This window comes from Pseudomonas sp. MWU13-2105, assembly GCF_023242315.1.
In the GTDB taxonomy this organism is placed as follows: domain Bacteria; phylum Pseudomonadota; class Gammaproteobacteria; order Pseudomonadales; family Pseudomonadaceae; genus Aquipseudomonas.
Genome location: NZ_JALLIY010000011.1, coordinates 85,054 through 109,278 on the forward strand (window position 1 = coordinate 85,054; position 24,225 = coordinate 109,278).

Below are 24,225 nucleotides of genomic sequence, written 5' to 3' on the forward strand. Positions count from 1 at the left end.
GCCGGCATTTCAACGGACCAGATGGAGGAACTGCATATGCCGTTCGTACTGGTCGAGGATGTCGTTGCTGATCTGCTCCTTGCTGTAGCCCATCAGGTCATAGTCCTGGCTGCCTTCGCGCAGGTGCACTTCGGCGCGGTAGTAGCGGCGGTTGCGCAGCTCCCTGGGGCCCATGCCGCCACGGGCGAAGGATGGCGTGAAGTAGCCGCGCATCTGCACCTGGTAGATGAACGGATGCTGGTCGCCATGGCCGATTTCCAGGCTGACGCTGTCATTCGCCGGGTCCGGTTGCGTGACCACGTTCAGGCCCTTCTCGACGAACCCCGCACTGACTGCCTCGATGGCCGGGCGCACCGTCTGGTCGAGGAAACGATACACCTCATCGCGCGACGGGAAGTGCACCGCCTGGCTCAGACGCTGGCGCCAGCCGCTGCGCCGCGAATGGGATACCGGCGCCAGAGAATGCAACTGGGCGATCTGCTTTTGCGATTCGAGGTAGAACGCCTTGTGCAGCCCCCACATCATCAGTAGCAGGATCAGCGAGAACGGCAGCGAAGTCAGCACCACCGCCGACTTCAGCGCATCGATGCTGCCGGAAAACAGCAGCGCGCTGGTGATCAGCGCGGTCATCGCGCCCCAGAACACCCGCAGCCATTTCGGCCCGTCCTCGTCGGCGCTGCCGCCACGGGCGGAGAGTGTCGAGAGCACCACGGTGCCGGAGTCAGCCGAGGTGACGAAGAACACGAAGCTGATAAACACCGTGATCGCTATCACGGTCCTGCTCCAGGGATAGGTTTCCAGCAACAGGTACAGGGTCCGCGACGGATCCTCGATGGCCGACTGGCCGAGGGCGACCATGCCGTGGTTGAGCAACTGGTCGATGGCGCTGTTGCCGAAGATCGACATCCACGCCAGGGTGAAGCCCAGCGGAATCAGCAGCACGCCGAAGACGAATTCGCGAATGGTCCGGCCTCGGGAAATCCGCGCGATAAACAGGCCGACAAACGGCGACCAGGCAATCCACCAGGCCCAATAGAACACCGTCCAGCCGCCCAGCCAGTCACTCGGCTTGTCGTAGGCGTAGAGATCGAAACTCTTGGTCGGCAGTGCGCCGAGGTAGTCACCGACGTTCTGGATCAGGGTATTGAGCAGGTGCTGGGTGGGCCCGGCGAACAGCACGAACAGCAGCAGCGCGCAGGCCAGCAGCATGTTGATATCGGACATCACTCGCACGCCCTTGTCGACACCGGCCACCGCGACGGCGATGGCCGCGCCCATCATCAGGCTGATCAGCCCGATCTGGATCCACTGGGTGTGGGGCACATTGAACAGGTAGTCCAGTCCCGAGTTGAGGTGCAGCACGCCAAAGCCCATGTCGGCGCCGAGGCCGAACACCGTGGCGATGATGCCGAAGCCGTCCACGGCATAGCCGATGGGCCCGTTGATGCGCTTGCCGATCAGCGGGTAGAGCGCCGAGCGCAGGGCCAGCGGCAGGTTATGCCGGTAGGCGAAGTAGGCCAGGGCCATGCCGACGAAGGCGAACACACCCCAGCCGTGCAGGCCCCAGTGCAGAAACAGGATTTGCATGGCCTGGCGCGCGGCGGCCTGGGTCCCGGCTTCGCCCTGGGGCGGTTGCAGCAGGTGGGTCAGCGGTTCGGAGACACAGAAGAAGAACAGGGTGATGCTGATCCCGGCGGCGAACAGCATGCCGGCCCAGGACAGGTAACTGAACTCGGGTTCGTCGTGGTCGGCACCGAGCTTGATCTTGCCGTAGCCGGACAAGGCGGTGACCACCACGAAGACCAGGTACAGGGTCATCGCCAGCATGTAGTACCAGCCGACCGTATTGGCCGCCCAGTTCTGCGCCGCCAGCAGCCATCGGCCGGCGGCTTCGGGCAGGGCCATGACCACCAGGCCGAACAGCAGGATGAAGCTCGCGGCGAAGTAGAACAGCGGCGGGTTCATGCGGATCGGGCTATGGGTGGAGGGAGGTGAAGTGCTCATGAAATAGGCACCTCAAGGGGGGGGAACGTGGCTGGACATCTCGGACTCAGCAAAGGCAAGCCTCCTGTTGTGAGCGGGCAGCGAACTACCGGTTTAACTTGAACGAACGGTCAAGTTAAACATGGATAGGGCTTTTTGGACTAATCGCGGGGCTCGGCGGTGCTTTTCTTGCGTGAGCTTTCGGCAGGGGTATGACGCTGGTTATGGGGTGATCGTTCCGGCCTCTTCGCGGGCAAGCTCCGCGAAGACGGCCTGACAGGCGACAAGGTTGTTCCTGGCCTCAGCGCTGCGTCCCATCCTCATGCTGCTGCAGGTTGGCCTGGGTCAGGTTGCAACCGGCCGGCACGCTGCGGGTCAGCCAGACATTGCCGCCGATGGTGGCGCCGCGGCCGATGGTGATCCGCCCGAGGATAGTCGCCCCGGCATAGATCACCACGTCGTCCTCGACAATCGGGTGACGCGGATGACCTTTCTGCAACTGGCCGTCCTCGTCCGCCGGGAAGCGCTTGGCTCCGAGGGTCACCGCCTGGTAGATGCGCACCCGCTCGCCGATGATCGCGGTCTCGCCGATCACCACGCCGGTACCATGGTCGATAAAGAAACTGCCGCCGATCTGCGCCCCGGGGTGAATATCGATGCCGGTGGCCGAGTGGGCGATTTCCGAACTGATCCGCGCCAGCAATGGCAATCCAGCCCGATACAGGTGATGGGCCAGGCGATGATGGATCACCGCGAGAATCCCCGGGTAGCACAGCAACACTTCATCGACACTGCGCGCCGCCGGGTCGCCGTGGTAGGCCGCGAGGACGTCGGTGTCGAGCAACCGGCGCAACGCCGGCAGGGCCATGGCGAAGTCCTGGATCAGTTGCACCGCCTTGGCCTGGACCTCGCTGTCCGACTCGCCACCGTGCCGTGCCACGTAACGCAGCTCCAGGCGCGCCTGGACCAGCAGGGCGTTGAGGGCCGCGTCGAGAGTGTGGCCGACGTAGAAGTCCTCGCTTTCCTCGCGCAGGTCCACCGGTCCCAGGCGCATGGGAAACATCGCGCCACAGAGCGATTCGAGAATCTCGGCCATGGCCTGGCGCGATGGCAGTTCACGACCGCCCTGTTCGTCGCTGACCCGGCCATTGCGGCTGCGCCACTCATCCCGGGCGCTGCGCAACTGGCCGACGATGGTCTGTAGTTGCCAATGGCTGGAACGCTCGCTCACGATCAAATCTCCGACGGGACGACCGGCCCATCGGGTCGTCTGAATGACTTCCACTTTACGGCACCGACACAAACGGTAATTAAGAACGAATGGTGCTTTACTCAGAACTTTCCGGCATAAGCGAATGACAGTTGCCTGGGGAAAAGTCGCTGCCTATAGTCCAGGCATCTCCTACAGTCAGCTCGGACCCCATGATCAAACAACAGCTTGCCCGTTTTAACCGTCTGGAACTCCTGGCCCAGGCCACGCCTCTGGAAAAGCTCGAACGCCTGTCGGCGTGGGTGGGCCGTGATATCTACATCAAGCGTGATGACCTGACGCCCCTGGCCCTGGGTGGCAACAAGCTGCGCAAGCTGGAATACCTGGGCGCCGATGCCCTGGCGGTCGGCGCCGATACGCTGATCACCGCCGGTGCCATCCAGTCCAACCATGTGCGCCAGACCGCAGCCCTGGCGGCCCGTCTCGGACTGGGTTGCGTGGCCTTGCTGGAAAACCCCATCGGCACCGCGGACGCCAACTACCTGGGCAACGGTAACCGCCTTTTGCTCGACCTGTTCGACGCCCGGGTCGAGTTGGTGGACAACCTGGACAATGCCGACGAGCAGCTGCAGGCCCTGGCCGAGCGCCTGCGCGGCAACGGCAAGAAGCCCTATCTGGTGCCGATCGGCGGTTCCAATGCCCTGGGTGCGTTGGGTTATGTGCGGGCCGGCTTCGAGCTGGCGGCGCAGATCGAAGACAGTGGGCTGGCATTTGCCGCGGTGGTGCTGGCTTCCGGCAGTGCCGGCACCCACAGCGGCCTGGGCCTGGCCCTGAGCGAAGCGCTGCCGGGCTTGCCGGTGGTCGGCGTGACGGTATCGCGTAGCGACGAGGCGCAGCGGCCGAAGGTGCAGGGCCTGGCCGAGCGCACGGCCGAGTTGCTGGGTGTGCCGCTGCCCGCCAGCTTCAAGGTCGAGCTCTGGGACGAATATTTCGCGCCCCGTTATGGCGAGCCGAACGCCGGGACCCTGGCGGCGGTCAAGCTGCTGGCCAGCCAGGAAGGCATCCTGCTCGACCCGGTCTACACCGGCAAGGCCATGGCCGGGCTGCTCGACGGCATCGGTCGCCAGCGTTTCGAGGACGGTCCGCTCATCTTCCTGCACACCGGCGGGGCGCCGGCATTGTTCGCCTACAACGCTATGCTGTAACCCGATCCTGAGCGTGAGCCTTGCATCGCCTGGTCGGGCCTCATCGCGGGCAAGCCCGGCTCCCACAAGAGGCGGGCAGTCCGACATCAATTGGGGGGCAGTAGGTAATAGAATAGAATATACAAATAGTTTTTTATTATTTTATAGAATATTAAGCGCTCGCTATAGTCGCGGCGCAGGCGATTTGGCGCGAGACGCCGGCGCCGCTTTAAGGCAGGATTGACGCTGCTCTCCAGAGCGTCAGTTTCGCGTTCCTTCCCATAAGAAAACACACGGGGCTCGTCATGAATATTTCCGCATTTCGCAAGCGTCTGCTGGTCGGCAGCCTGGGGCTGGTCCTCGGTGCCGGACTGCTTGGCCAGGCCTTTGCCGGTGAGCAGCTGGACAACATCAAGAAGGCCGGCGTCATCAACGTCGGCCTGGAAGGCACCTACCCGCCGTTCAGCTTCATCGGTGCCGACGGCAAGCTGGCCGGCTTCGAGGTCGAGTTCTCCGACGCCCTGGCGAAAAAGCTGGGGGTGAAGGTCAAGCTGCAACCGACCAAGTGGGACGGGATTCTCGCCGCCCTGGAGTCCAAGCGCCTGGACGCGGTGATCAACCAGGTGACCATCTCCGAAGAGCGCAAGAAGAAGTATGACTTCTCCGAGCCCTATACCGTTTCTGGTATCCAGGCCCTGGTGCAGAAGAAGGACGCCGACAAGTTCAAGACCGCCCAGGATCTGGCGGGTCACAAGGTCGGTGTCGGCCTGGGCACCAACTATGAACAATGGCTCAAGGACAATGTGCCGAAAGCCATCATCAAGACCTATGACGATGATCCGACCAAATACCAGGACCTGCGCGTAGGTCGTATCGACGCGATTCTGGTGGACCGCCTGGCGGCCTTCGAACTGATCAAGAAGACCAACGATACCCTGGCCGTCTCCGGCGAACCCTTCTCCCGCCAGGAAGCTGGTATCGCCCTGCGCAAAGGCGAACCCGAGTTGCTGGCTGCGGTGAACAAGGCCATCGACGAACTGCGCGCCGACGGCACCTTGAAGAAGCTGTCGGAAAAGTACTTCAACGCTGACGTCACTCAATAATGGAAGCAGCTTTTCAGCTTGCGTTCGACTCCGCGCCCTTTCTGCTCCAGGGCGCGTACTACACGGTCATCCTCAGCCTGGGTGGAATGTTCTTCGGTTTGCTGCTGGGCTTCGGCCTGGCCTTGATGCGCCTGTCGCGCTTCAAGACGGTGAGCTGGATCGCCAGGGTCTATGTGTCGTTCTTTCGCGGCACGCCCCTGCTGGTCCAACTGTTCGTGATCTATTACGGACTGCCGCAGATGGGCATCGAGCTGGATCCGCTGCCCGCCGCGTTGATCGGCTTCTCGCTGAACATGGCGGCCTACGCCTGTGAAATCCTCCGGGCCGCGATCAGTTCCATCGAGCGTGGCCAGTGGGAAGCGGCGGCGAGCATCGGCATGTCACGGGCGCAGACCCTGCGCCGGGCGATCCTGCCGCAAGCCGCGCGCACGGCCCTTCCGCCGTTGGGCAACAGTTTCATTTCCCTGGTCAAGGACACGGCGTTGGCTGCGACCATCCAGGTCCCGGAACTGTTCCGCCAGGCCCAGCTGATTACTGCCCGGACCTTTGAAATTTTCACCATGTATCTTGCCGCCGCCCTGATCTACTGGGTCCTTGCCAGCCTGCTCGCGCACTTGCAGAACCGTCTGGAAGAGCGGGTCAATCGGCATGACCAGGAGTCTTGACAGCATGATTGTGGTTGAAAAACTGACCAAGCAATTCAACGGGCAGACCGTGCTCAACGGCATCGACCTGACGGTCGAGGCTGGCGAGGTGATCGCTATCATCGGTCCGAGCGGCTCCGGCAAGACCACCTTCCTGCGCTGCCTGAATTTCCTCGAGGAACCCAGCAGCGGCCGGATCAAGGTCGGCGACATCGAAATCGATGGCAGCCGTCCGCTGAACCAGCAACTGGGCCTGGTGCGCAAGTTGCGCCAGCAGGTTGGCTTCGTGTTCCAGAACTTCAACCTGTTTCCCCACCGCACGGCGTTGGAGAACGTTATCGAAGGCCCGCTGGTGGTCAAGAAGACCCCGCGTGACCAGGCCCTGGTCCTGGGCCGCAAGCTGCTGGCCAAGGTCGGCCTGGCAGGCAAGGAAGACGCCTACCCGCGGCGGCTGTCCGGTGGTCAGCAACAACGGGTGGCGATTGCCCGGGCACTGGCGATGGAGCCAGAGGTGATCCTCTTCGACGAGCCGACTTCGGCCCTCGATCCTGAGCTGGTGGGTGAAGTACTGGCAACCATTCGTGGCCTGGCCGAAGAAAAACGCACCATGGTCATTGTCACTCACGAAATGGGTTTTGCCCGGGATGTGGCCAATCGGGTGATCTTTTTCGACAAGGGTGTGATCGTCGAGCAAGGCGAAGCCAAGGCGTTGTTTGCCAATCCCAAGGAAGAGCGCACCCGGCAGTTTCTCAGTAAGTTTCTCGGTAATACGTAGGACACTTCTTTGATAAATAAGGCGTACTCAGGGAATGAGTACGAGGCTTTCAAATAGTTGTTTTATTCAGTCCCGGTATTAATGGCCGGGTATCGCCTTTCCTCTGCTTCTTCTTTCACGTTAACGACTGCGAAAGTAGGAAGCGTCCGAATTCCCGGACGATCCCCGCCATGACCGCTTAATGGCTTGACACCTTCCCGGCAAAACTCTTAGCTGCACTTCACAACCTGCACGACGTTATCAGGACTGTATGCACCTTTCGGCCAACTGTTCGCCGGACTGCGCGTGCGCCTTCCAGAATGTTCGACGGTAAGGACGCCTATTGAGGTTCAAGGACAACGGTTGTTCATGCGGCCCAGGCCTGCGCCTGCACGTTGGACTTTTCGTCACCCTACAAAAAAGGATTTTTTCATGACTCATTTTCAGGAAACCCCGCGCCTGGCTCCGCCTGTCGTCCCCCAGGCCCATGCGCGTGGTATCGGCCTGTTGGCCGCCGCGCAGTTGTCGATTGTCATCCGACCCTATGTCGGCATGGATGAGGGCGACCTGATCGAGTTGTTCTGGGACGGTTGTTATGTGACCGCCCGGCAGGTGTCGGCGAACGAGGTGGGCCAGTCGCTGAGTTTGCGGGTGCCGGAGAGCTTTGTGCTGGATGGGATGGCGCGGGTTCACTATCGGGTCCTGCGGGTGGGCAGCGCCGGCGCCTGTTCGCGTCGGTTGCAGGTGCCGGTCAAGCTCGCATGCCCGGGCGGTCAGCCCTTCGGTGAGGAAAACCAGGGGTTGGCGCCCTTGATCATTCCCGCGCCGATCCAGCGCTATGGGGTCAACCCCAGCCAGATGCGCCGGGGCGTGCCGCTGACCCTGGCGCCCTATCTGAACATGGCCGCCGAGGACGAAATCACCCTGCTCTGGGGCGATGTGCGCCTCGACCTGCCCAAGCTCGCGGGAGAGGACATCGGCAAGCCGGTCAGGGTCTTCGTACCCCCGGCGGTCATCCAGGAAGCCGGTGAAGACAGTGGCCTGGACCTGACCTACTGCGTGATCGACCGGGTCGGCAACAACTCCCGTTGGGCGCCGGCGCGGCGGCTCAGGGTGGGGAGCGCCCGGCATTACATCAGGGCACCGCGCCCGGTTTTTGCCAAGCTCGCCCAACCCTGCCGGGGCTGAGAGCCTGACCTTCTATGCATATTCCTAAAGGGTAGTTTATTTAATTTTTATACGCGTTTAGGGTATATAAACCGGACCACCGGACTTGTTTGATTTCGCTGGCATCGCGCCTTCGCGATGCTTCCAAACAGAGATGAGGACGGTATGGTCAGGAACACAATCACCCTTGTGCGGATCGCCAGGGCATTGCGCACGCCACGGAGTGGCGTTGATGTCTAACTTGCATGAAGCACAGGTCCGGAGCGACCTGGATATTGCCCCGTTGCTGCTGCCGGCGCGGGTGCTGCGCAATGATGCCGAAGCCCTGCAGGCCGCCCGTGAGCTGGCCGAGGCGGCCCGTTTGCAGGCTGCGGGCCGCGACCGTCAGCGCAGGTTGCCCTGGGCCGAGATCGAGCAGTTCACCCGCAGCGGCCTGGGCAGCATCACGATTCCCCGTGAGTACGGCGGTCCGCAGGTCTCATTTGTCACCGTGGCCGAAGTCTTCGCGATCATTTCTGCCGCCGACCCGGCTCTCGGACAGATTCCGCAGAACCAGTTCGGCATTCTTCAGTTGCTGCTGGGCACCGCTACCGAACGCCAGAAAAAGCAGCTGTTCCAGAGCGTGCTGGAGGGCTGGCGCATCGGCAATGCTGGGCCTGAGCGCGCTACGAAAAACACCCTGGAACTCAAGACCCGGATCACTGCCGACGGTGACGGGTTTGTCATCAGCGGCCAGAAGTTCTATTCCACCGGCGCCCTGTTTGCCCACTGGGTGGCGGTCAAGGCGATCAACGACGAAGGGCGCCAGGTCATGGCCTTTGTCCGGCGTGGTACGCCGGGCTTGCGCATCGTCGACGACTGGTCGGGCTTTGGTCAGCGCACCACCGCCAGCGGCACTGTATTGCTGAACCAGGTGCGGGTGGAAGCGGAAGACGTAGTGGACAACTGGCGCCAGGGCGAGGTACCGAATATCCAGGGCGCGTTCTCGCAACTGATCCAGGCCGCCATCGACGCGGGTATCGCCCGTGGGGCCATCGACGACAGCATCGCCTTTGTCCGCGAACGTTCGCGGCCCTGGGTCGATGCCAAGGTCGAGCGCGCCAGTGACGATCTCTACGTGATTGCCGATATCGGCAAATTGAAAATCGAACTGCACGCCGCCGAGGCGCTGTTGCGCAAGGCCGGGCAAGTGCTTGACCAGGTCAGCGCCAGGCCGGTGGATGCGGCCTCTGCTGCGCGGGCCTCGATTGCCGTGGCCGAGGCCAAGGTCCTCACCACCGAAATCGCCCTGCTCGCCAGCGAGAAGCTGTTCGAGTTGGCCGGAAGCCGCGCCACCCTGGCCGAATTCAACCTCGACCGGCACTGGCGCAACGCCCGGGTACACACCCTGCACGACCCGGTGCGCTGGAAATATCACGCCGTGGGCGCCTATCACCTGAACGGCAGTTTGCCGGCCCGGCATTCCTGGATTTGACGACCAGACCTCTGGAGAAACACATGACTATTTCTCACCACGTCGCCATCATCAGCAGCGACGAGCAAGCCCTGATCGTGGCCAGCGACCTGGCCGAAGACTTCAAGCGCGACAGCATCCTGCGCGACCGCGAACGGCGTCTGCCACTGGCGGAACTGGAGGTGTTTTCCCGCTCCGGCCTCTGGGGCATCAGCGTGCCGAAAACCTACGGCGGTGCCGGTGTGTCCAACGTGACCCTGGCCAAGGTCACGCAACTGATCGCCGAGGCCGATGCGTCCCTGGGACAGATTCCACAGAACCATTTCTATGCCCTGGAAGTGCTGCGGGTCAACGGCAGCGAGGCGCAGAAACAACGCCTGTACGCGGAGGTGCTCGCCGGTCGGCGCTTTGGCAATGCCCTGGCCGAACTGGGCACCAAGACCGCCCACGACCGTGTCACCAGCCTGCGCCGGGACGGCGACGGTTATCGCATCAACGGCCGCAAGTTCTACGCCACGGGGGCCTTGTATGCCCAGCGCATTCCGACCTCGGTGGTGGATGAACAGGGTGTCCAGCAGTTGGCCTTCGTGCCGCGTGACAGCGCCGGCCTGAACGTCATCGACGACTGGAGCGGTTTTGGCCAGCGCACCACCGGCAGCGGTTCGGTGGTGTTCGAGGACGTGTATGTCGCCGCCGAAGACGTGATCCCCTTTCAGACTGCCTTCGAGCGTCCGACCCCGGTCGGTCCGCTGGCGCAGATCCTTCATGCGGCCATTGACACCGGAATTGCCCGCGCCGCCTATGAGGACACCCTGCACTTTGTCCGCACCCGCACGCGTCCCTGGATCGATGCCGGCAGCGACAAGGCGACTGAAGACCCGTTGACCCTCAAGAGCATCGGCCACCTGAGCATTCGCCTGCACGCCGCCGAGGCCTTGCTGGAGCGGGCCGGCGAATACCTCGACCGGGCCCAGGCCGAGACCAATACCGAGAGCGTGGCGGCGGCCTCGATTGCCGTCGCCGAAGTGCGGGCCATCAGCAGCGAAATCTCCCTGGCCGCCGGCAGCAGCCTGTTCGAACTGGCCGGCAGCCAGGCGACCCTGGCCGAGCACGGGCTCGACCGTCACTGGCGCAATGCGCGGGTGCACACCCTGCACGACCCGGTGCGCTGGAAGTACCACGCGGTGGGCAACTACTACCTCAACGCGGAAAACCCGCCGCTGCGGGGGACCATCTGATGGCGAAGAAAAAGATCCTGCTCAATGCCTTCAACATGAACTGCATCGGGCATATCAACCACGGCTTGTGGACCCATCCGCGGGATAACTCGACCCAGTACAAGACGCTGGAGTACTGGACCGAGCTGGCGCGGTTGCTTGAGCGCGGTTTGTTCGACGGTCTGTTTATCGCCGATATCGTCGGGGTCTACGACGTCTACCAAGGCTCGGTGGAGGTGCCGCTGCGAGAGTCGATCCAGTTGCCGGTCAACGACCCGTTGCTGCTGGTTTCGGCGATGGCGGCGGTGACGAAAAACCTCGGTTTCGGCCTGACCGCCAACCTCACCTACGAGGCGCCGTACCTGTTTGCCCGGCGGATGTCGACGCTCGACCACCTGAGCCGTGGGCGGGTCGGCTGGAACATCGTCACCGGTTATCTCGACAGCGCCGCCCGGGCCATGGGCCTCAAGGAGCAGGTCGAGCATGACCGCCGCTACGACCAGGCCGACGAGTACCTGGAGGTGCTCTACAAGCTCTGGGAAGGCAGCTGGGAAAACGACGCGGTGCTCAACGATCCGGCCCGGCGGATCTACGCCCAGCCGGAGAAAGTGCACAAGGTGAATCACGTCGGCGAGTTCTATCAGGTGGAGGGTTATCACCTCTGCGAGCCGTCGCCGCAACGCACGCCGGTGCTGTTCCAGGCCGGCAGTTCCGAGCGTGGCCTGGCGTTCGCCGGGCGGCATGCCGAGTGCGTGTTTATCAGCGGGCAGAACAAGGCCGCGACCAAGCTCCAGGTGGACAAGGTGCGAGCCAGTGCGCTGGCGGCAGGACGTGATCCTGACGGTATCAAGGTCTTTATGGGCTTGAACGTGATTGTCGGCGAGACCGAAGAGGCGGCCTGGGCCAAGCACGCCGAGTACCTCGGCTATGCCAGCGCGGAGGCTGGAGTGGCGCATTTTTCCGCGTCCACCGCAATCGATTTTGCCGAGTACGAACTGGATGAGCCGATCCAGTACGTAAAGAGCAATGCGATCCAGTCGGCGACCAAAAACTTGCAGAACAACGATTGGACACGGCGCAAATTGCTTGAGCAGCATGCTTTGGGCGGGCGCTATTTCACGGTGGTCGGCTCGGCCGAGCAGGTGGCTGATGAGCTGGAGTCTTGGGTCGCCGAAACCGGGCTGGACGGCTTCAACCTGACGCGCATCGTCACCCCGGAAAGCTATGTGGATTTTATCGAGCTGGTGATTCCGCAGTTGCAGCGACGCGGGTCGTACAAGACGGCTTATGACAGTGGGACCTTGCGCGAAAAGCTGTTCCACGGTGAGGCGCACTTGCCACAGCAACATGCCGGGGCGGGTTATCGCCGGTCCTGAGAACCTGAGTCACCCTTTGATGCTGCTGTGCCTGTTCCGCCGTCTTCGCCGCACCGCCGCGAAGAGGCCCGCCCGGACACCCCAAAACCTATGACTGGAAACCCATCATGAAAACAACACGCCTCACCCAACCAGTCAAAGCACTGGTCCTGGCCCTCGGCCTCTTCAGCGCCGTGGCCCATGCCGCCGACGCCCCGCTCAAGGTCGGCACCACCGCCGCCTTCGCCATTCCGCTGGAGGCTGCCGTCGAAGAAGCCGGCAAACAGGGCCTGAAAGTCGAGCTGGTGGAGTTCACCGACTGGATCGCACCCAACGTCAGCCTGGCCGCCGGCGATATCGACGTGAACTACTTCCAGCACATCCCCTTCCTGGAAAACGCCAAGGCCGCCGCCGGTTTCGACCTGGTGCCTTTCGCCCCCGGCATCATCAACAACGTCGGCCTCTACTCGAAGAAATACAAAAGCTTCGACGAGCTGCCGCAAGGCGCCAGCGTGGCCATCGCCAACGATCCGATCAACAGCGGTCGCGGCCTGCAACTGCTGGCCAAGGCCGGGTTGATCAGCCTGAAACCCGGCGTCGGCTACAAGGCCACCGAAGACGACATCGTCAGCAACCCGAAAAAGATCAAGATCCTCCAGGTCGAAGCCGTGCAACTGGTGCGCGCCTACGATGACGCCGACCTGGTCCAGGGCTACCCGGCCTATATCCGCCTGGCGAAAACCTTCGATGCCGGCTCCGCGCTGCTGTTCGATGGCCTTGATCACAAGGAATACGTGATCCAGTTCGTGATCCAGCCGAAAGAGAAAACCGATCCGCGGCTGATCAAGTTCGTCGATATCTACCAGCACTCGCCGGCGGTGCGCGCCGCCCTGGATAAGGCCCATGGCAAGCTGTACCAGGCCGGCTGGGAAGGCTGACATGAGTGTCGTCAACCTCCAGCGCCCGCGTGAGGAAACGCCGCGCAGTGCCGAGCAGACCGAACTGCATCCCGAACTCAATCGTGCCCATGTGCGTTTTATCGGCGTGGGCAAGACCTACGATGGCCGCGAGGGCCCGGTGCATGCCTTGCAAGGCATCGACCTGGCCATCCAGCGTGGTGAGGTATTCGGCATTATCGGTCGCAGCGGTGCCGGCAAGTCGTCGCTGATCCGCACCATCAATCGCCTGGAACAACCCAGTTCGGGGCGGGTGCTGATCGACCAGGTCGATATCGGTGAGTTTGATGAAAACCGCCTGGTGGAATTGCGTCGGCGCATCGGCATGATTTTCCAGCACTTCAACCTGATGTCGGCGAAGACGGTCTGGCAGAACGTCGAGCTGCCGTTGAAGGTGGCCGGGGTGCCGAAGCTGCAACGTGAGCAGAAGGTCCGTGAGCTACTGGAGCTGGTTGGCCTGCGGGACAAGTACAAGGCCTATCCGGCGCAGCTGTCCGGCGGGCAGAAACAGCGGGTCGGGATTGCCCGGGCGTTGGTCCATGACCCGGCGATCCTGCTGTGTGACGAGGCCACCTCGGCGCTGGATCCGGAAACCACCCAATCGATCCTCGGCTTGCTGCGCGAGATCAATCAACGCCTGGGCCTGACCATCGTCCTGATCACTCACGAGATGGCGGTGATCCGCGAGATCTGCGATCGGGTGGTGGTGCTGGAGCACGGCCGGGTGGTCGAGCAGGGGCCGGTCTGGCAGGTGTTTGGCGATCCGCAACATGAGGTCAGCCGGACCTTGTTGGCGCCACTGCAACATGCCTTGCCGGCGGAGCTGCAAGAGCGCTTGCGGATACGGCCCGAGTCGCCGGAGTCGGCGGTGGTATTGCGCCTGCAATTGACCGGCAGCGCCGCCGACGAACCGGATCTGGCGGCGCTATTCAGTGCCCTCGGTGGGCGCGTGCGCTTGTTGCAGGGCGGTGTCGAGCGGATCCAGGGGCATGCACTGGGGCAGTTGCTGCTGTCGGTGAACGGTTCGACGCTGGGGGCCGAGGAACTGCGCCAGCGGGCCGGGCGTTGGGCACAACAGGTGGAGGTGTTGGGTTATGTGGCTTGATCGTTTGTGGCAGGGGGTGATCGACACCTTCCTGATGGTCGGCGTGTCGTCGCTGATTGCATTGCTGTCGGGCATTCCGCTGGCGGTGATCCTGGTCACTAGTGACAAGGGCGGGATCTACGAAGCACCGGTGGTGAACCGGGTGCTGGGGGCGTTCGTCAACCTGTTCCGCTCGATCCCGTTCCTGATCCTGATGGTGGCGTTGATTCCCTTTACCCGGTTGATTGTCGGCACCACCTATGGGGTGTGGGCCGCCGTGGTACCGCTGACCATCGCGGCCACGCCGTTCTTTGCGCGGATCGCCGAGGTGAGCCTGCGCGAGGTCGATCATGGTCTGATCGAAGCGGCCCAGGCGATGGGTTGCCGACGCTGGCATATCGTCTGGCATGTGCTGTTGCCCGAGGCGTTGCCGGGGATTGTCGGCGGTTTCACCATCACGTTGGTGACCATGATCAATTCCTCGGCCATGGCCGGTGCGATTGGCGCGGGCGGATTGGGGGATATCGCCTATCGCTACGGTTATCAGCGTTTCGACAGCCAGGTGATGCTGACGGTGATCGTGTTGCTGGTGATCCTGGTGGCGGTGATTCAGTTGGGTGGGGATCGGTTGGCGCGGGTGCTGAACAAGCGTTGAGATATTGGTTGTCTGGTCGGGCCTCTTCGCGGGCAAGCTCCGCTCCCACAGTTTTGTCGCCGTATCTGATTCTTGTGTCCGATCGCGAGCCCTGTGGGAGCGGAGCTTGCCCGCGAAGACGGCCTGACAGGCACCGCAGAAATAGCCTGGATGGTATATTCGGAACATCCGCCTCCCAGCCCGTGCAGACTTCAATGAAAACCCTCGGCCCCAACGACCTCGAACAGATTGCTTCCACCACCCTTGGTCATTACAACCGCAGTGCCGAAAGCTTTCGTGAAGGCACCCGCGACCACGATGTGAGCCAGAACATCGACGCGTTGTTGCGGCATATCCAGGGGGCGGCGCCGTTTACCGTGCTGGATTTTGGTTGCGGTCCGGGAAGGGATTTGCAGACTTTCACCCGCATGGGTCATATTTCGGTCGGCCTCGACGGCTCCGAGCGCTTTGCGCAGATGGCCCGCGAGGACAGTGGTTGCGAGGTGCTGCAACAGAACTTCCTTGAACTCGATTTGCCATCTGAACGCTTCGACGGGATCTTCGCCAATGCCGTGTTGTTCCATATCCCGCGCCAGGAGTTGCCACGGGTGCTGGGGCAATTGCACGGTGCCTTGAAGCCCGATGGCGTGTTGTTCAGTTCCAACCCGCGTGGGGAAAACCAGGAAGGTTGGAACGGCGAGCGTTATGGCTCGTACCACGACCTGGAAGCCTGGCGGGAGCTGCTGACAGCGGCGGGATTTGTCGAATTGGAGCACTACTATCGCCCTGCTGGCCTGCCGCGAGAGCAACAGCCATGGCTGGCGAGCGTTTGGCGCAAGGCCTGATTCTGCGGTGCCGGTACTGACGTCTTCGCGGCGGTGCGGCGTCCGACAAGCTCCGCTCCCACAATGTCCGAGTTGTTCGCAAATTTTGTGGATGCCCCCGAACTTGTGGGAGCGGAGCTTGCCCGCGATAGCAATGTCACATTCACCACCGCTATCGCCGGCAAGTTGGCTCCTACAGGGATCGCGGCACTTTCAAGATCCCACAAGGAACATATCCAACGCGTCAGTGCCGTTGTGCGAGCAAGTCATCCACCTGGCTCTGCGCCAGCTCGATCAGATGCACCGAGGCCATCGCCAGTTGGCGAGGTGTGCCGCTCAGATGATCGGCGGACTCATACGCCGTTGCGGCGGCCGAACGCAGGATCGAGTCGAGATTGTTCAGGGTGTCTTCGGGGTTCGGGAGGGGCGATTTGCGCACAGGATGATGTGGCAATTCATAGTGAGCGAAGGCGCGTTCGGCGGCAGCCTGGAAAGCGGGATCGTTCTTCTCAAGCGATTGGGCTGGCGGGTTGGGCGTGACTTTGAACATGGTGATTCTCCTGACATGGTTGAGAACCCATCACCTTCGTGACCAAACGAGAGGTGGCAGGCCGTACGCAGGTTGGTCAACCGGGATGTCAGGCACCCGGCGCACCCGAAGGCGCCCCGCGCACAGCCCACCATAAAGCGACAGACACAAAAAAGCGCCTGAGACAGTGGTGGCGCTGGTGCGCCTGACATTCGACGGGTGACCAAACCCGATCACTGTGTTTTTGCAGTGACAGGTCCAAGCCTAGGTCCCGAGAATGGCAGGCGCAAGCCGAAAGGATTTTCTAGGAAAGTTCACGCAAGGGAAAGGGAATAGTCCTCGGTTCAGGCTTGGAACACTCCCTTGTGGCGAGCGGGCTTGCCCGCGCTCGGCTGCGAAGCAGTCGTAAAACCGGATACCTCGCTCTGCCTGACACTCCGTGATCACTGATTTCAGGGCTGCTTCGCACCCCAGCGCGGGCAAGCCCGCTCGCCACAAGTGTGTATTCCGCGGTTGCGGTGCGTTGACATCGATTTCATCTGTCCCTCTCCCCAAAAAAGAAAACCCCGAAGGGCCTAACCCTTCGGGGCCATAGGTTTCCATCACTTACAGCTTGGCGATGGACACCTCGGTGGATTTCACAAAGGCGATCACTTCACTGCCGATCTGCAGTTCCAGTTCTTTCACCGAACGGGTGGTGATCACCGAGGTGACGATCCCCGAAGCGGTCTGCACATCGATTTCCGAGAGCACGTCGCCGCTGACGATTTCCTTGATGGTGCCCTTGAACTGGTTGCGAACGTTGATGGCTTTGATGGTCATGGCATTGATTCCTGTCGTGGATTGAGTAGGCAAGGCATGGGTTACAGCGCCCAACGCAACTGCGTGGGCAAGGGGGATACGGGTTCCGGCTCGGGCGGTACGCCAGGCAGCGACAACACCCGGTTCAACACTTCGCTCTCCAGCGCCGCCAGGCGATGCGAACCACGCGCCCGCGGACGCGGCAGTTCGACGTGCAGGTCCAGGCCGACCTCGCCGTCCTCGATCAGGATCACCCGATCGGCGATGGCCACGGCTTCGCTGACGTCGTGGGTCACCAGCAATACGGTAAAACCATGCTGCTGCCAGAGACGTTCGATCAGTTGCTGCATCTCGATCCGGGTCAGGGCATCCAGGGCCCCCAGCGGCTCGTCCAGCAGCAACAGGCGCGGTTTGTGGATCAGCGCACGGGCCAGGGCCACGCGCTGCTTCTGGCCACCGGACAGGGCCGCCGGCCATTCATCGGCACGGTCCGCCAGGCCGACCGCTTCCAGCACTTCCAGCGCTTGGGGCCGCCAGTTGTCCTTGAGGCCGAGGCCGACGTTGTCGATCACCTTTTTCCAGGGCAGCAAACGCGCTTCCTGGAACATCAGCCGGGTGTCTTCGCGGGCGTCGCTCAGGGCCGCCGAGCCAGCCAGCAATTCACCGCCGCTGGGTTGGTCGAGACCGGCCAGCAGGCGCAGCAGGGTGCTTTTGCCGCAACCGCTGCGGCCGACCACGGCGACAAACTGTCCGGCCGGGATATGCAGGTCGATCTCCCGCAGCACCTGGCGTTGGCCGAAGGTCTTTTGCAGCTTGCGCACCGCCAGCGGAATACCCCGCAGCAGGCGTGGAGGTTGTTGAGCCGTCATTGCGCACCGCCCTTGCTCACTTGATAGGCCGGGTGCCAGCGCAGCCAGACCCGTTCCAGGCCGCGGGCCGCGAGGTCCGCCAGTTTGCCGAGGACGGCGTAGAGAACGATGGCCAACACCACCACGTCGGTTTGCAGGAATTCCCGGGCATTCATCGCCAGGTAGCCGATGCCGGAACTGGCCGAAATGGTTTCCGCGACGATCAGCGTCAACCACATGAAGCCCAGGGCAAAGCGCACGCCGACCAGAATCGAGGGCAGGGCGCCCGGCAGGATCACCTGGCGAAACAGGCTGAAACCGGACAGGCCGTAGCTGCGGGCCATTTCCACCAGCGCCGGGTCGACGTTGCGGATGCCGTGGTAGGTGTTGAGGTAGATCGGGAACAGGGTGCCCAGGGCCACCAGGAAAATCTTCGCCGACTCATCGATGCCGAACCACAGGATCACCAACGGGATCAGCGCCAGGTGCGGCACGTTGCGGATCATCTGCACCGAGCTGTCGAGCAGGCGCTCGCCCCATTTCGACAGGCCGGTGATAAAGCCCAGGGCCAGGCCGATGCCGCCGCCAATAGCGAAACCGATCCCGGCGCGCCAGCCGCTGATAGCCAGGTGTTTCCAGAGATCGCCGCTCTTCACCAGGGCGATACCGGCTTCGACCACGGCACTCGGCGCGGGCAGGATCCGGGTCGACAGCCAACCGGCCGACACCGACAGTTGCCACACCGCCAGCAACAGCACCGGCAGGGCCCAGGGCGCGAGCCGGTGGATAAGTCTGCTCAAGCTCGTCATGGCGCGGCCTCAGCTCTGGGACACGGCTTTGGGCAGGATGTCGTTGGCGACCATCTCACCGAAGGGGCTGACGTAACCGGCGCTTTTCGGCAGTTCCGGACGCTCGATGTCCAGATGTGGGAACAGCAGTTCGGCGACCCGGTACGACTCTTCCAGGTGTGGGTAACCGGAGAAGATAAAGGTATCGATACCCAGGCCGGCGTATTCCTTGACCCGTGCGGCCACGGTCGGGCCGTCGCCCACCAGCGCCGTGCCGGCACCGCCACGGACCAGGCCGACGCCGGCCCAGAGATTGGGGCTGACTTCCAGGTTGTCGCGGCTGCCGCCGTGCAGGGCGGCCATGCGCTGCTGGCCGACGGAGTCGAAGCGCGCCAGGGATTTCTGCGCGCGGGCGATGGTCTCGTCGTCGAGGTGGGAGATCAGTTTGTCCGCTGCCTGCCAGGCTTCGGCATTGGTTTCACGCACGATCACATGCAGGCGAATGCCGAAGCGCACGCTGCGCCCGAGCTTGGCGGCCTTGGCCCGCACTTGCTCGATCTTCTCGGCGACGGCGGCGGGCGGTTCACCCCAGGTCAGGACCATGTCCACCTGTTCGGCGGCGAGGTCCTGGGCGGCTTCCGAAGAACCGCCGAAGTACAGCGGCGGACGCGGTTGCTGGATCGGCGGGTAGAGCAGCTTGGCGCCTTTGACGCTGATGTGCCGGCCATCGTAGTCGACGGTTTCGCCTTCCAGCACGCGGCGCCAGATGCGGGTGAATTCCACCGAGGCCTGGTAGCGCTCTTCATGGCTGAGGAACAGGCCGTCGCCGGCCAGTTCGTCCGGGTCGCCGCCGGTCACCAGGTTGAACAGCGCGCGCCCGCCGGACAGCCGGTCGAGGGTCGCGGCCTGGCGTGCCGCCACGGTCGGGGAGATGATCCCGGGGCGCAGGGCAACGAGGAATTTCAGGCGCTGGGTCACCGGGATCAGCGAAGCGGCCACCAGCCAGGAGTCCTCGCAGGAGCGTCCGGTGGGGATCAGTACACCGCCGAAACCGAGGCGGTCGGCAGCCTGGGCCACCTGCTGCAGGTAACCGTGGTCGACGGCGCGAGCGCCTTCGGCGGTGCCAAGGTAATGGCCGTCACCGTGGGTAGGCAGGAACCAGAAAATATTGAGGCTCATGGAGTGGTCTCCTAAGAAATACGGTTCAAAGTGCTTTGGCGACAGTTGCCGGCGGGGTCCAGATCACGTCCTTGATGCTCAGCGGCTTGGGAATCAATTTGAGTTGGTAGAAGCTGTCGGCGATTTTCTGTTGCGCCGCGATCACTTCCGGAGTGAGGAACTGCGCGCCATAGCCCTGGCGTTTCACCGAGATCAGGGTGATGTCGGCGGGCAGGCCGAGCAGCGGTGCCACCTGGGTGGTGACTTCCTCGGGATTGGCTTTGGACCAGTCGCCCACGGCACGGACTTCTTCCACCAGGGCCTTGATCACTTCGGGATGTTTTTCCGCATAGGGCCTGGTCGCCAGGTAGAACTGGTTGTTGTCCACCAGGCCGCTACCGTCACGCAGGGTGCGGGCCTTGAGCTGTTGTTCGGCGGCGGCCTGGTATGGGTCCCAGATCACCCAGGCGTCGACGCTGCCGCGCTCGAAAGCGGCGCGGGCATCGGCCGGCGCGAGGAATACGGTCTGGATATCGCTGTATTTCAGGCCGGCGTCTTCAAGGGCGCGGACCAGTAGGTAATGGACGTTGGAGCCTTTGTTGAGGACGACCTTCTTGCCCTTGAGTTCCTGTACCGATTTGATCGGCGAGTCCTTGGGCACCAGGATCGCTTCGCTGCTGGGAGCCGGCGGCTCAGAAGCGACGTAGAGCAGGTCGGCACCGGCGCCCTGGGCGAACACCGGCGGCGTTTCGCCGGTCACGCCGAAGTCGATGGAGCCGACGTTCAGCCCTTCGAGCAGTTGCGGGCCGCCAGGGAATTCGGTCCATTGCACTTGCACGCCCTGGACGGCGAGGCGTTTTTCCAAGGTGCCCTTGGCCTTGAGCAGCACCAGGGTGCCGTATTTCTGATAACCGATCCGTAGCGTCTCGGCTTGAGCTTGAGTGATGGCGCCGAAGGTGACAGCCGCAGCAAACAGAGCGACCAGACCACGACGCAAAATGACAGTGCGCATGGCGCTCTCCTTTTTGCTGTGAGGGTTTTGGCTGCACCTGCTTGCCCGTTGGCGGGCGAGTAAGGCCAGTACATCGATATCGGCTAAAGCGGCTCAGATGCTCCAGCGAGCCGTGAGCAGGCGCTCGTTGAGCAGTGTCGGGTCCAGCGGCTTGGGGCGCCGCGCCAGGGCGCTGTGGAACTGTTCCAGGGCCTCGTTCAGGCGCTGTTTCAGGGCCGGTGCCAGCTGCGCCTGGGCGCTGCCTTCGCCATAGGCGATCTGGCTGTCCTCGGCGAAGATGCCGTGGAGCATCTCCTGGGCCTTGAGCGCCGACAGCACCGGCTTGAGGGCGTAATCCACCGCGAGCATATGGGCGATGCTGCCGCCGGTGGCCATGGGCAACACCACCTTGTGGCTCAGGGCGCGTTCGGGCAGCAGGTCGAGTACGGTTTTCAGGGCCCCGGAGAACGAGGCCTTGTACACCGGCGTAGCGATGACCAGGCCGTCGGCGTTTTCGATCTGTTGCAGCAGGTCGATGATCTGTGGGCTGCCGAAGCGCGCGTGCAGCAGGTCTTCGGCCGGGAAGTCGCGGATCTGGTAACTCACCACTTCCACGCCTTGTTCGATCAACCAGCGTTTGGCCTGGTCCAGCAATACCCCCGAGCGTGATCGCTGGCTGGGGCTTCCTCCAAGTGTGACGACCAGCATGCCGGTAATTCCTTAAAACGTTTGTCGGCGATTCGCGGGCTGCGATCTCACCAAGATGGACAGACCATATCAGTAGATTTATATATCTATAAATCTTATTTTTTCATTTGTTTATTCTTCAAAAGAATATGCGGGTGGCTTTTTTTCCAGGCAAAAAAACAGGCCGTCGAAACGGCCTGAAACCCCTGCATCGTGAGTCGGTAAAAAATGGCTTTCAGCGGTTGGGCTGCGGCGTCAGGCGCAGGTACGGCTTCACTGCGCGGTAACCTTTGGGGAAGCGTTTCCTGATTTCGTCTTCGTCCTTGAGCGATGGCACGATCACCACCTCGTCACCGTCCTGCCAGTTGGCCGGGGTGGCCACCTTGTAGTTGTCGGTGAGCTGCAAGGAGTCGATCACCCGCAGGATCTCGTGGAAATTGCGCCCGGTGCTGGCTGGGTAGGTGATGGTCAGCCGCACCTTCTTGTTCGGATCGATCACGAACAGCGAGCGTACGGTGAGGGTGTCGTTGGCATTCGGGTGGATCAGGTCGTAGAGATCGGACACCTTGCGGTCGGCATCGGCCAGGATCGGGAAGTTGACCACGGTGTGCTGGGTCTCGTTGATGTCCTCGATCCACTTGTGGTGCGAATCCACCGGGTCCACCGACAGGGCAATGGCCTTGACGCCGCGTTGGGCGAATTCGTCCTTCAGTTTGGCGGTAAAGCCCAGCTCGGTGGTGCACACCGGGGTGAAGTCCGCCGGATGGGAGAACAGCACGCCCCAACTGTCGCCGAGCCACTCGTGGAAACGAATCTTGCCGGCGCTGGAATCCTGTTCGAAGTCGGGGGCGATGTCGCCGAGTCTTAGGCTCATGGTGCTGCTCCTGGTGAGTGCGTGATGAGCTAACTGTGCCTGCTGCGGGATTTATTTAAAAAGAATAAATGTCGATTTATTTAGATCTAAATTGAATATTAAAAAGTTCTTCATTGGACGCCGCGCGCGCGCGGGAGCAACCTTGTCCATAGCTTGTGAGAGGGCTAAGGGGATGTAACTCAGTGGGTACTGGGCGCCGTGCTGTCGAAGGTTGGCGTTCGAGGCGAAGCTGAGAGATAGTGTTATGCAGGAGGTGAAGCACTCAGCCCGGCATTGCGCCGGGCTGAGTGTGGATCTCGACTTTAAACGATCACGCTTACAGCAGCGGGATCGAGTAGCTGACGATCAGACGGTTTTCGTCTTGGTTGCTAGTGGCAACGTTGGTACGCCACATCGCGTTTTTCCAGGCGAAGCCCAGGTTTTTGAAGGTGCCTTCAGGAATCACGTAGGCCAGGCTGATATCGCGTTCCCACTCGCTCTTGTCGCCAGTGGTGGTCTTGATATCTTCGCCGTGCAGGTAGATCACGCCAGCGGTCAGGCCAGGTACGCCAACTTTAGCGAAGTCATAAGCGTAGCGAGCTTGCCAGGTCTTCTCCCCGGCACGGGCGAACTTCTGGATCTGCATGTCGGTGATGGTGCTGTTCGACGAGCCGTCACCTTGGTTCAGCCATGGGAAGTCGCTTTCGCCTTTGGTGTACTGATAACCGCCACCGAAGGTGTGGCCGGCAACCGAGTACAGGGCCAGGTAGCTGTACAGGTCGTTGTCAACCTTGCCGGCGGTTACAGGCTTGGCAGCATCGGTGTAGTAACCCGAGGTGAAGTAGCCGGAGGTGTTGCCGTTGGCACCGTTGTCGCGGCTACGGTAGTAGCGCAGGTCGCTTTTCAGCACGCCAGGACCGATCGCCCAGTTGTGTACCAGACCCAGGAAGTTCTGCGAGTAGAAGTCTTTCAGCTCGCCGTAGTAGTACGAAGCGACCAGATCCTTGGTGATCTTGTAGTCGGCACCTGCGTACAGGAACTTGTTGCTGAACTTGCCCTTGGTGAAGTCGGAGGAGCTGTTGGCGCCTGCGATCGACAGATCTTCGTCGTTGCTGGAGTTACGGCCCTTGGCCTTCTCGATTTGACCGAGGGTCAGGGTCAGGTCCTTGATCTCGTTCGAAGTGACCTGGCCACCGGTGAAGGTTTGTGGCAACAGACGACCGTCGTTGGCCTTGATCACCGGGTTGTTCGGCAACAGGGTACCAATCTTCAGCTCGGTCTGCGAAACGCGGACTTTACCGGTCAGGCCCAGGCTGCCGAAGTCGTTGACGGACTTGGCGTTTTTGCCGCCGGTAGCTTCGCTTGGGAAAACGGTACTGCTGTAGTTGGTTTTGGTCGCACCGTTGGAACCGCCACCGGTATCCAGTCGAATACCTTCCAGGGCGATAACATCAAGGCCGAAACCTACAGTGCCTTGGGTGTAACCGGAGTTGAAGCGCAGATCGAAGCCTTGACCCCATTCCGAGGACAAGCTCTGAGCGGGTTTCCCACTACGGTTATCGTTGTTGATGTAGAAGTTACGCAGGCCCAGAGTCGACGTAGCGCCTTCGATAAAACCTTTGGCTTCGGCTTGCGTTTCTGCATAAGCCTGTTGCGCCAAAACCCCTACGGCCACAGCCAGGGCCAAGGTGGACTTCTTCATGGTACAGCTCCTCTCATTTCTAATTTTTGTGTGTCCTGGCCGGGGATCTAGCGTCCCTTTGTAGCCACAGATGCGCGATTAGCACCAGATCGTGACTGGCAAGTCAATCGTAACAAACCATGCCTAGACTTTGGTCTAACTGCCGTAAATTTGGTCCTTGCAGGGTAATGAAAATTTTCATAAACCCAAAAAGAACTATTTCGTCCTTTTTAAGACGATTCAGGAATAAACCGTCTGAGTATTTACTCAGGCCTGAGGTCTGTGTCGGCCTCCAGACTTATTTCTGAAACGTATTTTTGG

At 61.8% G+C, this 24,225-nt stretch carries 23 protein-coding genes; 12 read left to right on the top strand and 11 right to left on the bottom strand.

Annotation, left to right across the window (positions count from 1 at the left end; all coding sequences use genetic code 11):
• Positions 1–9: 9 nt before the first annotated feature.
• Positions 10–1,965, bottom strand: coding sequence for a choline transporter BetT (betT, locus tag M5B96_RS17310; protein ID WP_248798109.1), 1,956 nt, complete (start codon positions 1,963–1,965; stop codon positions 10–12).
• 319 nt (positions 1,966–2,284) lie between these two features.
• Positions 2,285–3,214: a serine O-acetyltransferase EpsC gene (epsC, locus tag M5B96_RS17315; RefSeq protein WP_248797952.1), complete on the bottom strand. Its 930-nt coding sequence runs from the start codon at positions 3,212–3,214 to the stop codon at positions 2,285–2,287.
• Between the two features lie 191 nt (positions 3,215–3,405).
• On the opposite strand from epsC, the gene M5B96_RS17320 reads away from it, so the two are divergent.
• From M5B96_RS17320 to M5B96_RS17375, 12 genes are all read left to right on the top strand, one after another.
• Positions 3,406–4,398: a D-cysteine desulfhydrase gene (locus M5B96_RS17320; protein ID WP_248797953.1), complete on the top strand. Its 993-nt coding sequence runs from the start codon at positions 3,406–3,408 to the stop codon at positions 4,396–4,398.
• A 284-nt stretch (positions 4,399–4,682) separates the two neighbouring features.
• On the top strand, positions 4,683–5,480 hold the full coding sequence (gene tcyJ, locus M5B96_RS17325) for a cystine ABC transporter substrate-binding protein (RefSeq protein ID WP_100942607.1): 798 nt from the start codon (positions 4,683–4,685) through the stop codon (positions 5,478–5,480).
• Positions 5,480–6,145 (top strand): cystine ABC transporter permease, encoded by a 666-nt coding sequence (gene tcyL, locus M5B96_RS17330; RefSeq protein WP_248797954.1) that lies wholly within the window; start codon positions 5,480–5,482, stop codon positions 6,143–6,145. The genes tcyJ and tcyL overlap by 1 nt, the downstream gene beginning before the upstream one ends.
• A 4-nt stretch (positions 6,146–6,149) precedes the next feature.
• Positions 6,150–6,899 carry an L-cystine ABC transporter ATP-binding protein TcyN gene (gene tcyN / locus M5B96_RS17335; protein WP_248797955.1) on the top strand — a complete coding sequence of 250 codons (750 nt, stop codon included), beginning with the start codon at positions 6,150–6,152 and terminating at the stop codon, positions 6,897–6,899.
• A gap of 411 nt (positions 6,900–7,310) precedes the next feature.
• Positions 7,311–8,066: a hypothetical protein gene (locus M5B96_RS17340; RefSeq protein ID WP_248797956.1), complete on the top strand. Its 756-nt coding sequence runs from the start codon at positions 7,311–7,313 to the stop codon at positions 8,064–8,066.
• 211 nt (positions 8,067–8,277) lie between these two features.
• Complete coding sequence (locus M5B96_RS17345; RefSeq protein WP_248797957.1) at positions 8,278–9,519, top strand: SfnB family sulfur acquisition oxidoreductase; 1,242 nt, start codon at positions 8,278–8,280, stop codon at positions 9,517–9,519.
• Positions 9,520–9,542: 23 nt separating this feature from the next.
• Positions 9,543–10,736 carry an SfnB family sulfur acquisition oxidoreductase gene (locus tag M5B96_RS17350; RefSeq protein WP_248797958.1) on the top strand — a complete coding sequence of 398 codons (1,194 nt, stop codon included), beginning with the start codon at positions 9,543–9,545 and terminating at the stop codon, positions 10,734–10,736.
• Positions 10,736–12,091, top strand: a complete 1,356-nt coding sequence (locus M5B96_RS17355) for an LLM class flavin-dependent oxidoreductase (protein ID WP_248797959.1) — start codon at positions 10,736–10,738, stop codon at positions 12,089–12,091. Before M5B96_RS17350 ends, M5B96_RS17355 begins: the two co-directional genes overlap by 1 nt.
• Before the next feature lie 107 nt (positions 12,092–12,198).
• Entirely contained in the window at positions 12,199–13,008 is an 810-nt protein-coding gene (locus M5B96_RS17360; RefSeq protein ID WP_248797960.1) for a MetQ/NlpA family ABC transporter substrate-binding protein, read from the top strand.
• Between the two features lies 1 nt (position 13,009).
• The gene (locus M5B96_RS17365) at positions 13,010–14,131 is read left to right on the top strand and encodes a methionine ABC transporter ATP-binding protein (RefSeq protein ID WP_248797961.1); all 1,122 of its coding nucleotides are present in this window, start codon (positions 13,010–13,012) and stop codon (positions 14,129–14,131) included.
• Positions 14,121–14,765 carry a methionine ABC transporter permease gene (locus M5B96_RS17370; protein WP_248797962.1) on the top strand — a complete coding sequence of 215 codons (645 nt, stop codon included), beginning with the start codon at positions 14,121–14,123 and terminating at the stop codon, positions 14,763–14,765. The genes M5B96_RS17365 and M5B96_RS17370 overlap by 11 nt, the downstream gene beginning before the upstream one ends.
• A gap of 194 nt (positions 14,766–14,959) precedes the next feature.
• On the top strand, positions 14,960–15,589 hold the full coding sequence (locus M5B96_RS17375) for a class I SAM-dependent methyltransferase (protein ID WP_248797963.1): 630 nt from the start codon (positions 14,960–14,962) through the stop codon (positions 15,587–15,589).
• 223 nt (positions 15,590–15,812) lie between these two features.
• Here M5B96_RS17375 and M5B96_RS17380 read toward each other — a convergent pair whose 3' ends face one another.
• The 9 genes from M5B96_RS17380 to M5B96_RS17420 all read right to left on the bottom strand — a co-directional run bounded on the left by M5B96_RS17380 (position 15,813) and on the right by M5B96_RS17420 (position 23,925).
• Positions 15,813–16,118: a DUF6124 family protein gene (locus M5B96_RS17380; protein ID WP_248797964.1), complete on the bottom strand. Its 306-nt coding sequence runs from the start codon at positions 16,116–16,118 to the stop codon at positions 15,813–15,815.
• Positions 16,119–16,703: 585 nt separating this feature from the next.
• Positions 16,704–16,919, bottom strand: a complete 216-nt coding sequence (locus tag M5B96_RS17385; RefSeq protein WP_248797965.1) for a TOBE domain-containing protein — start codon at positions 16,917–16,919, stop codon at positions 16,704–16,706.
• Positions 16,920–16,960: 41 nt separating this feature from the next.
• The gene (gene ssuB, locus M5B96_RS17390) at positions 16,961–17,767 is read right to left on the bottom strand and encodes an aliphatic sulfonates ABC transporter ATP-binding protein (protein ID WP_248797966.1); all 807 of its coding nucleotides are present in this window, start codon (positions 17,765–17,767) and stop codon (positions 16,961–16,963) included.
• Entirely contained in the window at positions 17,764–18,555 is a 792-nt protein-coding gene (gene ssuC, locus M5B96_RS17395; RefSeq protein ID WP_248797967.1) for an aliphatic sulfonate ABC transporter permease SsuC, read from the bottom strand. The genes ssuB and ssuC overlap by 4 nt, the downstream gene beginning before the upstream one ends.
• 9 nt (positions 18,556–18,564) lie before the next feature.
• The gene (gene ssuD, locus M5B96_RS17400) at positions 18,565–19,713 is read right to left on the bottom strand and encodes an FMNH2-dependent alkanesulfonate monooxygenase (RefSeq protein ID WP_248797968.1); all 1,149 of its coding nucleotides are present in this window, start codon (positions 19,711–19,713) and stop codon (positions 18,565–18,567) included.
• Between the two features lie 25 nt (positions 19,714–19,738).
• Positions 19,739–20,704: a sulfonate ABC transporter substrate-binding protein gene (locus tag M5B96_RS17405; RefSeq protein ID WP_248797969.1), complete on the bottom strand. Its 966-nt coding sequence runs from the start codon at positions 20,702–20,704 to the stop codon at positions 19,739–19,741.
• 93 nt (positions 20,705–20,797) lie between these two features.
• Positions 20,798–21,391, bottom strand: a complete 594-nt coding sequence (gene ssuE, locus M5B96_RS17410; RefSeq protein WP_248797970.1) for an NADPH-dependent FMN reductase — start codon at positions 21,389–21,391, stop codon at positions 20,798–20,800.
• Between the two features lie 214 nt (positions 21,392–21,605).
• A complete protein-coding gene (locus tag M5B96_RS17415) occupies positions 21,606–22,244 on the bottom strand; it encodes a peroxiredoxin (protein ID WP_248797971.1) in 639 nt (212 codons plus the stop codon).
• A gap of 316 nt (positions 22,245–22,560) precedes the next feature.
• Positions 22,561–23,925: an OprD family porin gene (locus M5B96_RS17420; RefSeq protein ID WP_248797972.1), complete on the bottom strand. Its 1,365-nt coding sequence runs from the start codon at positions 23,923–23,925 to the stop codon at positions 22,561–22,563.
• Between the last annotated feature and the right edge of the window lie 300 nt (positions 23,926–24,225).